Consider the following 12,288-nt stretch of genomic DNA (forward strand, 5'->3'; position numbering starts at 1 on the left):
GGGCCGGGGTGCGCACGCGCGCGGACTTCGCGGCGGGGCTGGGGCCGGGAGGGCAGGTGCGCCTCCTGGTCGACCCGTCACGTCCGGGCGTGCCGCGCGAGGCGACCTACGCGCGCGAGCAGGCCTCCCGCATGGGGTGGCTGCCCTGGGGACTGGGCCTGGGCGCGCTGGTGGCCGCGGGCGGCTTCGGCTGGGAGCTGCGGCGGCTGTTCCGCAAGGAGGTGGTGCCCCTGCGGCTGGGCGCGCTGGTGTGGCTCACCCCGGACGACGGCCACCTGCCGGAAGGAAAGGGCGAGGCGGAGTTCCCCGCGCACTACTTCCGCCAGGACGTGAAACAGGCGGTGCGGGCGCGCTGCCGCCCCCAGCGGGCCCCCGTGCGCAATGGCGGCAAGGTGCTGGCGGCCGTCGTCCCGAGCGAGCCGGGCTGGTGTCGGGTCATCGACGAAGAGCTGGCGCGGACGCTGGGCTGGGTGCGCTGAAGCACGCGCGGACGGGGCTGAAAAGTTGCCGGTCCCCGGGGGCCGTGTGACACACGCCTGTAGCTGCAACGTCTGGAGGCTCTCATGCGCGTACGCTTCTCCCACTTCGTGCTGCCCGTGCTGATGCTGATGGCGCCGAACGCCACCGGGGCCAGCAAGCGCAACGAAGCCGAGGAGGCGTACCAGCAGGCCCGGCGCTCGTACTACGCGCTGAAGGACGACGCGTCCCGCCGCAAGCTGCGCCACCACTGGCTCAACGTGGTGCACCGCTTCGAGGCCGTGGCCAGCCACTACCCCAAGAGCGACCGCGCGCCCGACGCGCTCTTCACCGCGGGCGACCTGCTCCAGGAGCTGAGCCGCATCTCGTTCGTGGAGGGGGACCTCCAGTCGGCCATCGCCGACTACTCGAAGCTGCTGGAGGCGCACCCGAAGCACAAGCTCGCGGACGACGCGGCGCTGGCGCTGGCGCGCATCCACATCAACCGCCTGGACCGCCCGGAGGCCGCGCGCAAGGTCCTCACCGAGTCGCTGTCCACCAACCCCAAGGGCGACCAGGGCAAGGAGATCAAGGCGCTCCTGGCCTCGCTGCCCACGTCGAAGACGATGCCCGCGCGGCCGACCGTGAAGACGCTGCCCCCCACGGGCAAGGCCACGCAGGCCGTCGCCGAGGCCACTGCGCAGGACCGCTCCGCCCTGGTGGACGCCATCTCCAAGCTCTCTCGGGAGCCGTCCCCGGCGCTGCCGCGCCTGGAGGCGAATGCGCCCTCCGCGGGCGGCACGAACACTCCGGCGGTGGTCATCAAGGACGCGCCGACCGTCGCCGACAAGGCGCTGGAGGCGAAGGACGCCGCCACGGACGTCCACGCCGCGAAGGGACCCGAGGCCCTGGCCTCCTCGCGCGGCACCGAGCAGCCCGTGAAGCCGGACACGCGCACCGAGTCCCCGTCCGTGACGACGAAGCCGTCGGTGGATGGCACCGCGGTGGCGTCCGTCACGGCGCCGCGCGGCGAGCCGAAGCCGGCCGAGCCGGAGACCGTCGCGTCGAAGCCGCCGCGCGCGGTGGCGGTGTCGCCGATGCCGGAGGCCCCGCGTCCGGTGACGGCGCCGGTGGACTCCCAGGTGGCGCAGGCGCGGCTCAAGGCGGTGGCGAAGCAGTCCCGCAACGCGGAGCTGACGCTGGCGGAGCAGCTCGGGTTGAAGGTGCGGCGCGTGGTCATCGACCCGGGCCATGGCGGGCACGACTCGGGCGCGGTGGGCAAGGCGGGGACGAAGGAGAAGGAGGTGTCGCTGGCCATCTCCAAGAAGGTCGCGGACGGCCTGCGTGAGAAGGGCCTGGAGGTGGTGCTCACGCGCGACGACGACACGTTCATCCGCCTGGAGGACAGGGCGAAGCTGGCGAACGAGGCGCACGGGGACCTGTTCATCTCGGTGCACTGCAACTCGGCGGCGACGCACAAGCTGCGCGGCATTGAGACGTACACGCTCAACACGTCCGCGGACCGCTACTCCATCCGGCTGGCCGCGCGCGAGAACGCGTCGTCCGAGAAGGGCATCAGCGACCTGCAGTTCATCCTGGCGGACCTGGCGACGAAGGCGAACACGGAGGAGTCGTCGCGGCTGGCGAAGTCCGTGCAGCACAGCCTGGTGAAGGGCCTGTCCAACAAGTACGACGGCATCAAGGACCTGGGCCACAAGGAGGCGCTGTTCTACGTGCTCCTGGGCGCGCGGATGCCGGCCATCCTGGTGGAGACGTCCTTCCTGTCGCACTCCGAGGACGAGAAGCGCCTGGCGTCCGAGCGCTACCAGGACGAGGTGGCGAAGAGCATCGTGCTGGGAGTGGAAGAGTTCCTCGGAGACCGCCGCCGCGTGGCCAAGGTAGATTGACGCTCGCGTCGTCACCATGGCCGAGCAGTCCCCCCCGTCCGTCCCCCGTCCCTCGCAGGACCCGAATGCGCCCCCGTTCCAGACGGAGGCGGACCTGCGCGCGTGGCTGCGCGCGGAAGGCCTGGAGCACCTGGCGCGGCTGAGCCTCGCGCTGCTCACCCCGCGCGTGGAGGCCGCGTACCTGCCGCAGGTGCGCGCGGTCATCTCCCGCAGGCGGCTGGTGGAGCTGCTCGCGGCGGACTCGCTCGACCGGTGGACGGCGGAGATGCTGCCCACGCCGCGGATGCGCGACCTGCTGCCCCGGCTCGCGTGGCGCTACGTGGAGGACGAGCGGGCAGCCGTGGCCGAGGCGCGCGCGTCGCTGACCGAGCGGCTCACCCCTCCCGCCGATCCGCGCACGCACCGCGTCCACGGGATGCTGCTCGCGTGGCGGGCCCTGGTGCCGTCGAGCGTCGCGCCCCGGCCGTCGCGCGCCCTGTCGCTGGAGGCGCTGGTGGAGGAGCCGGACCTGCCGGGCTTCCGCCTCAAGGAGACGCGCATCTCCGAGCAGCCGGTGGGCCCCGCGAACAGCGTCTTCGTCCTGCCGGACGCGCGGCTGACGTTCAGCCCCACGGCGGTGGCGGTGGACTGCTCGTGCGGCGCGACATTCTGCGTGCACCAGCTGGCGGCGGTGGACACCACGCTCCTCTGGCTGCGCCAGCGCTGGACGGAGGCCTTCGGCGAGACGCTGGAGGAGCTGGTGCGTCCGCAGTGGGCGCGGACGCTGCGCGCGCTGGAGCGGGCGGTGGAGGAGAGCCCGGGCGGCTCGGGCGGGGTGGAGATCTCCTGGCGCCTGGACGTCATCGAGGGCTACGGCGTGGAGGTCGCGCCCTACGTGCACCGGCGCACGAAGAAGGGCCAGCGCACCACGGGGGCGAAGGTCGGCCGGCGCAAGCTGTTCCAGGAGTTCGGCTCGCAGCTCAGCGCTTCGGACGCGCGCATCGGCGCGCTGCTGGCGGACCACGACGCCCCGGCGTCCCGCGCGCTGCTGTTCGAGCTCATCGACCATCCGCGCATCTACCTGGAGGGGCTCATCCCGGATCTGCTCGTGCGCATCGAGCGCGCGAAGGTGGGCCTCGTCGCCGAGGACCGGGGCGGCACCGTGGTGGTGAACGCGGGCGTGGACGGCGCCGCGCTGCCTGCGGCGATGCTGGAGCGCGTGCGCAAGTCGAAGCCGGAGGAGGCGGTGTTCCTCTGGGACGAGGGCTCACGGCTGCTCACCGTGCTGGACGTGAGCCCGGAGGTGCGCGCGCTCACCACGGTGCTGCTGAAACACGGCAACGGCTTCCCACCGGAGAGCCACGGCGCGCTGTTGGATCAGCTGTCCAAGTTCTCCATGCGCCTGCCGGTGGCCATGCCCCGCAGCGTGATGGGGGAGTCCGTCGCGCCGCAGCAGCTCCCGGTGCTCCGGCTGGAGGCGCAGCCCGGGGGCGCGGTGCGGCTGGAGCTGCGCCTGCGACCGCTGGCGGACGGCCCCGCGTTCCTGCCCGGCGAGGGCCCGCGCGACGTGCACGTGCGGCGCGGCACGGCGTCCTTCCACGCGGTGCGTGACTTCGCGCGCGAGCTGGCGGCGGCGACGGCGCTCCAGGCCCGGCTGCCGCTCTTGTCAGCGGAGCCGCAGGAGCAGCCGTTCTGCTTCCTCTTCCACAGCGCGCAAGGAGGGCTCGCGGTGCTGGCCGCGTGCGCGGACCTGGAGCCCCGGCCGGAGCTGGAGTGGGTGGGCGTCTCCATGCGGCTGGTGGAGAAGCGGGGCGTCAGCGACCTGAAGGTCGTCCTGCAGCGCAAGCGCGACTGGTTCGGCGTGATGGGCGGGCTGTCGGTGGACGGCGAGCGGGTGGCCCTGGCGCGGCTGCTGGATGCGGCCCGGCGCAAGGAGCGCTTCGTCCAGGTGGACGCGAACACCTGGGTGGAGATCGAAGCGGCGCTGCGGGAGCACCTGGAGCGGCTGTCGGATCACACCTACGCCTCGCGGCACGGGCTGGAGGTGGGCCCGTCCGCGGCGGAGGCGCTCGCGGGCCTGGGCAACGCGGGCGCGGACATCGAAGCGGACGCGTCCTGGAAGACGCTGGTGGAGCGCATCTTCGCGGCGAAGGAGCTGAAGCCCCGCGTCCCCACGACGCTGAAGACGGAGCTGCGCGACTACCAGCTCGAGGGCTTCCGCTGGCTTGCGCGGCTGGCGTCGTGGAACGCGGGCGGGGTGCTCGCGGACGACATGGGCCTGGGCAAGACGGTGCAGGCGCTGGCGGTGCTGCTGGAGCGCGCGAAGCAGGGGCCCGCGCTGGTGCTGGCGCCCACGTCGGTGGCCTTCAACTGGCGGGATGAGGCGAAGCGCTTCGCCCCGTCGCTCAAGGTGACGCTGTTCTCCGAGGCGGAGGACCGGGGCGGCACGCTGGAGCGCCTGGGGCCGCGCGACGTGCTGGTCATCAGCTACGGCCTGCTCACGCGCGACATCGAGCGGCTGGCCGCCCTGCGCTTCGCCACCATCGTCTTCGACGAGGCCCAGACGCTGAAGAACGCGGCCACGCACCGCTTCCGCGCGGCCCGGGCGCTCCAGGGGGACTTCAAGTTCGCGCTGTCCGGCACGCCCCTGGAGAACCACCTGGGCGAGCTGTGGGCCCTCTTCGCCGTCGTCTTCCCCGGGCTCCTGGGCAGCCTGGAGGCCTTCCGCGCGCGCTTCGCCACGCCGATTGAGCGACAGGTGGACCCCACGGCCGCGCCCGCGCTGGCCCGGGTGCTCCAGCCGTTCCTCCTGCGTCGCACCAAGGCGCAGGTGGAGACGCAGCTGCCGCCGCGCACCGACGTGCACGTGCCCGTCGTCCTGTCCGCGCCGGAATGGACGCTCTACGAGGACGCGCGGCTGGCGGCCCTGTCGGACCTGGAGACGCACAAGCCGAAGCTGAAGGAGCAGGAGAAGCGCATCCAGGTCCTCTCCGCCCTGACGCGGCTGCGGCTGCTCGCGTCACACCCGCGCCTGTACGACGCGGCGTCCAAGCTGGAGTCCTCCAAGCTGGAGCGCTTCATGGAGCTGATCCAGGAGCTGCGCGAGGAGGGCCACCGCGCGCTCGTGTTCAGTCAGTTCACGTCCCACCTGGCGCTGGTGCGCGAGGTGCTGGACGCCCAGGGCATCACCTACGAGTACCTGGACGGGCAGACGCCCGCCGGCGCCCGCGCCGAACGCGTGCGCGCCTTCCAGGAAGGGGATGCCCCCCTGTTCCTGATCTCCCTCAAGGCCGGAGGCTTCGGCCTCAACCTGACGGCCGCCACCAGCGTCATCCACCTGGACCCGTGGTGGAACCCGGCCGTGGAGGACCAGGCGTCCGACCGGGCCCACCGCATCGGCCAGCAGCGACCCGTCACGGTGTACCGGCTGGTCGCGCGCGGGACGATCGAGGAGCAGATGCTGGCGCTCCATGAGCACAAGCGCGCCCTCGTGACCGGCGTGCTTGAAGGCAAGGATGCGGCCGGGCGCCTGTCGACCCAGGAGCTGCTCGGCCTGCTCGCGCAGCGGCTGCCGTCCATCGACGGCCTCGATTCCGACGCCACCCGGCACTGAGCAGGCCCGCAGGTCCTTTCCTGGGTTTTTCCAGAGGGCCGCAGCACACCTGTGCCCACACTGAACAAACATTGAGGCACTTTTTCGTGCGGGCTCAGGCTGAACAACCGAGCAGCATCGAATCCTGATCTGCCGTGCCTACATGCAAGAATGATCAGGTGGTGGCGGGTGACCGCACTTCTCACGGCCTGCGATGCCTACATGCTCCTGTTTTCAGTGAGTCAGCCACAACACCTGAACCAATGTCTTTCAAGGTTTGTCATTGAGTCAATGACAAATCAATACACGCAGGTGAGGCTAATTAATGCAATCAATTGCATTTATCCAGACAGATTGAAACATGTATCAATGTTTCACTGGGGATTCAGCGGGAAGAAGTGCCCGATGGGGCCGTTCCCGTGGCCCACGGCGAGCGGGTAGCGCAGCGCCGCGGTGACGTACTCCTTGCCAAGCCGCACGGCCTCCAGCGGCGTGGCCCCCAGCGCGAGCCGCGCGGCGATGGCCGCCGACAACGTGCAGCCCGTCCCGTGCGTGTTCGGTGTCTCCACGGGCTGGATGGCCAGTGTCTCCAGACTCACGCCGTCGAACCACACGTCGGTGCCGCGCAGCGCGCCCTGCATGCCGCCGCCCTTTACGAGCACGGCCTTCGGGCCCAGGCGGTGGATGCGGCGCGCGGCCTCGCGCATGTCCTCCAGCGTCTCGATGTCCATCCCCGCGAGCAGCCGCGCCTCATGGCGGTTGGGCGTGAGGATGGCGGCGCGGGGCAGCAGCGCGCGCAGCGCCTCCACCGCCGAGTCGTCGATGAGCTGCGAGCCCGCGCGCGACACCATCACGGGATCCAGCACGACGGGGCCCAGGGACAATGCGCCCAGCCGCTCCGCCACGGCCTCGATGATGTCCCGGCGGGCCAGCATGCCCACCTTGACCGCATCCACGCGCATGTCCGAAGCGACGGCGTCCACCTGCGCGGTGACGGCCTCCGGAGGCAGCACGTCCACCCGGGTGACGCCGCGCGTGTTCTGCGCGGTGATGGCGGTGAGCGCGCTGGTGCCGTGGACGCGGTGGAAGGAGAAGGTGCGGAGATCCGCCTGGATTCCCGCGCCACCGCCACTGTCGGAGCCGGCGATGGTGAGGGCGGTGGAGACAGGGAAGGGCGTCATGGCGCGGCATCCTACCGGGCCCCGTGGCTTCCGGGTCCCGGAGAAGCGCGCGCCTCAGCGCCTCAGAACTGGCCCTGGCGCGCCTGCTCGAAGCCCACGCGGTGCTTGAGGTACAGCGTGTCCAGCATGTGGTTGCTGATGGGGTTGAAGTTGCCGTCGGTGAAGCGGTGCACCACCGCGCCCTTGCCCGCGTCCTTCGTGAAGGCCAGCGGATCCAGGGAGCCGCCCAGGCCGGTGAGCGTGGGCACGGGGTCCGCGTTGTTGACGTAGTGCACGTACTTGGGACCGTCCGGATACTTCGTGGACGCGGCGCCGAAGGTCTCCACCGACAGGTGGCCCATCTTCGCCTCGACCTGCGCGGGGGACAGCCCGTCCTCGATGCGCAGCCGCTTCGCCACGTCGTTCAGCGCGCGCGACGTGATGAGGCCGCCCTGGCTGTAGCCCACCAGGTGCACGTCGCGGCCGGCCTTCAGCTCCGAGTAGAGGGTGTCCGCCAGCGTGTCCACCGCGGGGTTCTTGCCCTTGTCCAGCTTGTCCGTCACGCACTGGGCCAGGTCCTTCACCAGCCCTTCGGTCGCGTTGTGGATGCCCACGACCTTCGCGCCGGAGGAGTTCGCCAGCGCCTGCATCTCAACCAGCTGGCCCGCCGTCGGCGTCATGATGCCGTTGACGTAGAGGATCGTCTTGTCCGGGTTCGCGTTGTTCGCCGGCGTGACGCCCGGGATGTCCTTCAGCGGCGTGGAGGCGGGGAGCGTCTTGCCACCGGCGCCCACGAACATGCCGTCCTGCGCGCGGTCCGGCTTCGCGCCACCGAAGAGGCTGGTGATCTCCTTCACCGTGGTGGCGTTGAAGACATTCACGCCCATCTCCACGAAGCGCGGGATGTCCTTGAGGCCCCCCACCGCCGCGTCGACGATGCCGCCCAGCAGGGACTTCGCCCCCGCGGGCGCCGGCTGCGCGGACACGCCCGCGAGCACCGTGTTCGGCTTGGACGCGGGGCGCTCGAACGACGACTGCTGGAACGCGGGCGCGTGGGGCGCGGGCTTCCGGGCCGAGGGCTGCTCCGAGGCAGGCTTCCGATTGTCTTGCGGGACTGCAGGGCCACGGGTGCGGTTGATGGTGCTCATGGGAACCTCCAGCCACCGGGGGAGTGGGCTTCGGTAGGTTATCCGCTCCGCACCCCGGAAGTTGCGTGGCCCCGCGTCAGGCTCCCGGATTCCACCCCCGGTCCCTGACGCGGCTGGTCATTCCTTTCCACGACTGTCTTCGGCTCAGCGCTTCACGACGTGGATGTTGAAGTCGCCGGTGCGCAGGGAGCCCCACAGGCGCAGCCAGAGCGGGAGGAACGCCTCGGTGCCCCGCGCGGTGGTGAGGTCGCCCAGGTCGATGATGTGCTTCCAGCCGAAGCCCTCCGACAGCAGCTGCTTCACCCGCGCCTTGGCGTCCGCGTCGTTGCCGGACACGAAGACGTCGTGGTCTCCCGGCACGCGCGCAGGGTCCACCATCACCTCGCAGCTCATCGTGTTGAGCGTCTTGACCACCTTGAGGTCCGGGAAGGCGCGCTGGAGCTGCTCGCCCAGCGAGTCCGTGGGCTGCGTGTAGAGCACCGGCGGCATGCCCTTCGTGAAGTCGAGCGGGTTGGACACGTCCACCAGCACCTTGCCGCGCAGGGACTCCGCGCCCGCGGCCTTCAGCACGTCCAGCGACGCGGCGCCCAGGGTGCAGTTGAAGAGCAGCTCCGAGAACGCGGCGGCGTCCGCGAACGTGCCCTGCGACGCCTTGCCTCCGGCCTTCTTCACCCACGCGGCCGCCTTCGGGTTGTCCGCGGTGCGCGAGCCCATCCGCACCTCGTGGCCCAGCGCCACCAGCTTGCTGCCCAGCGTCTCACCCACCATGCCCGTGCCCAGGATTGCGATGCGCATGTCGACTTCCTCCGTGTGGACGAACCTTAATCGTCAACCGGCACGCGGGTGAGCACGTCCCGGTTGAACCATCATCAACTCTGGGTTGACAATCCGGCCCATGGACCTGTTCACCGGGGTGTTGCCGTTCCTCCACGTCGCGGAGGAGCGGAGCTTCCGCAAGGCGGCGGAGCGGCTGGGCGTCACCGTGGCCGCGGTGAGCAAGGCGGTGCGGCGGCTGGAGGAGGAGCTGGGCGCGAGGCTCCTGGAGCGCACCTCACGGCAGGTGGCCCTGACCTCCGAGGGCGCGGCGTTCCTCGAGCGGGCCCGCGAGGCCGTGGCCCAGATGCGCGCGGCGCGGGAGACCGTGGCCCAGGCCCACCGCGCGCCCCGGGGGCCGCTGACGGTGTCACTGCCGTTCATCCTGGGGCCGGTGCTGCTGCCGCGACTGGCGAGGCTCCAGGCCCGTCACCCGCAGCTCACGCTGCACGTGCGCATGAGCGACCGGCTGAGCCGGCTGGTGGAGGAACAGGTCGACGTGGCGATCCGCCTGGGCGGCCTGGAGGACTCCAGCCTCGTGGCCCGGCGGCTCTTGCACACGCGCTGGATGACGCTCGCGGCGCCGACCTACCTGGCGCGGCACGGTACTCCGGAAAATCCTACCGACCTGGAGCACCACGCGTGCCTGAAGTTCGTGGACCCGAAAGGCCTCACCCGCGAGTGGCGCTTCCGGCAGACGCCGGGCGGTGCGGAGGCGGTGGTGCGCACGCGGGCCGCCATCGACGTGGATCACGGACCGGCGCTGCTGGACCTGGCCGCCGCGGGCGCCGGGCTCTGTCAGGTGCTGGACTTCATGAGCGATGCGCGGATGCGGGACGGCACCCTGGTGGAGGTGCTCGCGGATCACGCGGCGGAAGGGCCGCAGGTCCACGCCCTCTGCCTCCCCGGGCGCCAGTCCGTGCCGCGCGTCCGCGCGCTGCTCCAGCTCCTGGTGGAGGAGCTGCGCCCGCCTCCCGAACGTCCGAAGGGAAGGGGCGCGTGACGTCGGCTCCGGGCATCTCCGAGCCTCTGGGGGCCTCTCCGGGCCTCGGGGGGCCTCAGGGGCTCGTGAGCGGGACCTTCCCGCGCGCGGAGGCGTCGCTGACGTCCGGCTCCGTGATGGGAGACTCCTCGGGCGCCTCGTTGACCTCCTTGTAGAACTGGCGTCCGAAGATGACGCCGAGCACCAGGGAGATGAGCATGCCGGCCGCGGACACGGCGGTCATCACGGTGCGGCCCTGCGCCAGCCCACTGCCGAACTGCGCGGTGAGGAAGGTGCCGGGGATGGTGCCCAGCACCACGCCCGCCACGGAGGGCCAGAAGCGCGCGCCGCTCGCCGCGCCCGCCGCGAGCATGATGTCCGTGGGGCACAGCGGGTTGATGCACGCCAGAAACGTGAACTTGAAGTCGTGCCGCCGGGCCGCCTTCGCGAGCGCCGGGTACTTGCGCCCCGCGAGCCGCTGCATCGGTCGGGTACCCAGCTTGCGAGCAAGGAAGTAGAGCAGCGTGGCGGACAGGAAGCTGCCTGTTAGTGAATAGAGCGTTGCAGCGAGCGTGCCGAACATCATCCCGCCCACCGCGGTGAGGACCTGTCCGGGCAGCAACGTCAGGGGCCGGATCGCGAGGAACCCCACGTACGCCAGGGGCGCGTAGTCCCCCAGGGGCAGCAGCAGCTCCCGGATGGTGCGCTGATCGATGAAGTCCGGCCCCAGCAGCCGGAGCATCACGAGGCCACCAATGGACACGACCATGGGGGCGATGATCCGCAACCAGGTCTTTACCGCGCTCCCGCCACTCGCCACCGCAGCCTCCCCGCACCCCGCCGAACCGATGTGTCAGGCGTTGCGCACAAGGTGGGATCCGGGCCGGGAATCGGCAACGACACGTGAATTGTTGTGAACAGTGAGAGCGTCCTGCCGGGCAATCACCCGTCCAGTCCGGACGCCCAGCAGGCCTGACAAGCGCGCGAAATCCTTGGGGATTATGCATGCAATGTCAGGAGAGAACGGCTGGCGGTGTACGGAGCTTGCTTGCATCGGGGCGCTTCCGTCCCAAGGTTTCAGGCAAGGGACACCGAGGCGCGGACGGGGTTGGTAGTCACGAGAGGAGATACGGACATGTCGGACAAGGACAACAAGGGCAGCATGACGGTGGCCGAAGCGGGGCGTAAGGGCGGCGAGACGGTCCGGAACGAGCGGGGTCGCGAGTTCTACGAGACCATCGGTCGCAAGGGCGGCGCGACGGTGAAGGCCGAGCGCGGTCGCAGCTTCTACGAGGAGATTGGCCGCAAGGGCGGCGAGACCGTGAAGGCTGAACGCGGCGCCAAGTTCTACGAGGAGATCGGCAAGAAGGGTGGCGATCGCGTCAAGGCCACCCGCGGACCGAACTTCTACGAGGAGATTGGCCGCAAGGGCGGGCAGAAGGTCAAGAAGCTGATTGAGGAGGGCAAGCGCGCGGCCCGGGCCGCGATGGATGCCCAGGCCGCGGCGGGTGGCGCGGCGCCTCAGGAGGGGGCCGCGGCGGCCCCGGCCGCTCCGGCCGCGACTCCGGAGCCGACCACGCCCAGCGGCAACGAGTAACGGGGGACAGGACGCGCGGTCTTCCGGTATGACGGGCGCGTGTACCTGGTCCTCACGTTCCTCGAGCAGGTGGAGACGACCGAGCGGGCGATCCGCCGGCTCCGGGAGTTCGGCATCCCGGAGCCGCTGGTCATCCGCGCGCGCAGCGCCGCCGCGGCCCTGTCCGCGGAGGTCCCTGTGTTCGCCGGTCTGCGCAGCCTCGCGCTGGGCGCGGACGAAGACAAAATCGTGCTCGTGAGCGTGCTGCCCGGCCTCCCCGCGGAGGAGATGGAGCGGCTCATCCAGCGCGTGCAGTTGGAGATGGATGCCGATGATCCGCCCATGGGTCGCCTGGTGGCCCTGCCCGTAATGGCCGCGCCCACGCACCGCCGAGGGTGACGCGCGGGGGCGGGCGGGTGTAAGCACACGACGTGCAAGCGCTGCTCGTCTTCCTCATCGTCGCGGCGTTGTCGCTGCTCGGGTCCAGCCGTTCGCTGCTCGACCCCGGTCGCTTCCCGGCGCTGGCGCAGCTGGCGGCCAGCGGCCTGCTGTTCCTCATCTTTGGCGCGCTCCTGGGACCCTCCGTCCTGGGCGTGCTCACCGTGGAAAACCTCGACTCCCTCCGGCCGCTGATCGCGCTGGGGCTGGGGATGGGGGGCTGTCTCTTATACACCT

9 protein-coding genes and 2 pseudogenes are annotated in these 12,288 nt (G+C 70.9%); 7 read left to right on the top strand and 4 right to left on the bottom strand.

Annotation, left to right across the window (positions count from 1 at the left end; genetic code table 11):
* The 3 genes and pseudogenes from D7X12_RS32485 to D7X12_RS32495 all read left to right on the top strand — a co-directional run.
* Positions 1 to 479: pseudogene (locus D7X12_RS32485) on the top strand (DUF3592 domain-containing protein); the annotation flags it as partial.
* 84 nt (positions 480 to 563) lie between these two features.
* Positions 564 to 2,363 (top strand): N-acetylmuramoyl-L-alanine amidase, encoded by a 1,800-nt coding sequence (locus tag D7X12_RS32490; RefSeq protein ID WP_120629114.1) that lies wholly within the window; start codon positions 564 to 566, stop codon positions 2,361 to 2,363.
* A gap of 16 nt (positions 2,364 to 2,379) precedes the next feature.
* A complete protein-coding gene (locus tag D7X12_RS32495; RefSeq protein ID WP_120629115.1) occupies positions 2,380 to 5,955 on the top strand; it encodes a DEAD/DEAH box helicase in 3,576 nt (1,191 codons plus the stop codon).
* A gap of 353 nt (positions 5,956 to 6,308) precedes the next feature.
* Here D7X12_RS32495 and thiD read toward each other — a convergent pair whose 3' ends face one another.
* The 3 genes from thiD to D7X12_RS32510 all read right to left on the bottom strand — a co-directional run bounded on the left by thiD (position 6,309) and on the right by D7X12_RS32510 (position 9,037).
* Positions 6,309 to 7,115, bottom strand: a complete 807-nt coding sequence (gene thiD, locus D7X12_RS32500; protein ID WP_120629116.1) for a bifunctional hydroxymethylpyrimidine kinase/phosphomethylpyrimidine kinase — start codon at positions 7,113 to 7,115, stop codon at positions 6,309 to 6,311.
* Positions 7,116 to 7,177: 62 nt separating this feature from the next.
* Positions 7,178 to 8,242, bottom strand: a complete 1,065-nt coding sequence (locus tag D7X12_RS32505) for an alpha/beta fold hydrolase (RefSeq protein WP_120629117.1) — start codon at positions 8,240 to 8,242, stop codon at positions 7,178 to 7,180.
* Between the two features lie 144 nt (positions 8,243 to 8,386).
* Positions 8,387 to 9,037: an NADPH-dependent F420 reductase gene (locus tag D7X12_RS32510; protein ID WP_120629118.1), complete on the bottom strand. Its 651-nt coding sequence runs from the start codon at positions 9,035 to 9,037 to the stop codon at positions 8,387 to 8,389.
* A 100-nt stretch (positions 9,038 to 9,137) separates the two neighbouring features.
* Here D7X12_RS32510 and D7X12_RS32515 point away from each other — a divergent pair, with 100 nt between their 5' ends.
* The gene (locus D7X12_RS32515) at positions 9,138 to 10,058 is read left to right on the top strand and encodes a LysR family transcriptional regulator (RefSeq protein WP_120629119.1); all 921 of its coding nucleotides are present in this window, start codon (positions 9,138 to 9,140) and stop codon (positions 10,056 to 10,058) included.
* Positions 10,059 to 10,113: 55 nt separating this feature from the next.
* Here the strand turns inward: D7X12_RS32515 and D7X12_RS32520 are convergent, their stop codons facing one another.
* Positions 10,114 to 10,824 (bottom strand): TVP38/TMEM64 family protein, encoded by a 711-nt coding sequence (locus D7X12_RS32520; RefSeq protein ID WP_244224919.1) that lies wholly within the window; start codon positions 10,822 to 10,824, stop codon positions 10,114 to 10,116.
* A gap of 348 nt (positions 10,825 to 11,172) precedes the next feature.
* Here D7X12_RS32520 and D7X12_RS32525 point away from each other — a divergent pair, with 348 nt between their 5' ends.
* The 3 genes and pseudogenes from D7X12_RS32525 to D7X12_RS32535 form a co-directional block, all read left to right on the top strand.
* A complete protein-coding gene (locus D7X12_RS32525; protein WP_244224920.1) occupies positions 11,173 to 11,634 on the top strand; it encodes a general stress protein in 462 nt (153 codons plus the stop codon).
* 39 nt (positions 11,635 to 11,673) lie between these two features.
* Entirely contained in the window at positions 11,674 to 12,012 is a 339-nt protein-coding gene (locus D7X12_RS32530) for a hypothetical protein (protein WP_120629121.1), read from the top strand.
* Between the two features lie 32 nt (positions 12,013 to 12,044).
* Positions 12,045 to 12,288, top strand: a pseudogene (locus D7X12_RS32535) (sodium:proton exchanger); the annotation flags it as partial.

This window comes from Corallococcus sicarius (genome assembly GCF_003611735.1).
In the GTDB taxonomy this organism is placed as follows: Bacteria; Myxococcota; Myxococcia; order Myxococcales; family Myxococcaceae; genus Corallococcus; species Corallococcus sicarius.

Excerpts from the sequence above, each read along its gene's own strand:
- D7X12_RS32490 (WP_120629114.1), top strand. The coding sequence starts at position 564 with ATGCGCGTACGCTTCTCCCACTTCGTGCTGCCCGTGCTGATGCTGATG.
- D7X12_RS32495 (WP_120629115.1), top strand. The coding sequence starts at position 2,380 with ATGGCCGAGCAGTCCCCCCCGTCCGTCCCCCGTCCCTCGCAGGACCCG.
- thiD (WP_120629116.1), bottom strand. The coding sequence starts at position 7,115 with ATGACGCCCTTCCCTGTCTCCACCGCCCTCACCATCGCCGGCTCCGAC.
- D7X12_RS32505 (WP_120629117.1), bottom strand. The coding sequence starts at position 8,242 with ATGAGCACCATCAACCGCACCCGTGGCCCTGCAGTCCCGCAAGACAAT.
- D7X12_RS32510 (WP_120629118.1), bottom strand. The coding sequence starts at position 9,037 with ATGCGCATCGCAATCCTGGGCACGGGCATGGTGGGTGAGACGCTGGGC.
- D7X12_RS32515 (WP_120629119.1), top strand. The coding sequence starts at position 9,138 with ATGGACCTGTTCACCGGGGTGTTGCCGTTCCTCCACGTCGCGGAGGAG.
- D7X12_RS32525 (WP_244224920.1), top strand. The coding sequence starts at position 11,173 with ATGTCGGACAAGGACAACAAGGGCAGCATGACGGTGGCCGAAGCGGGG.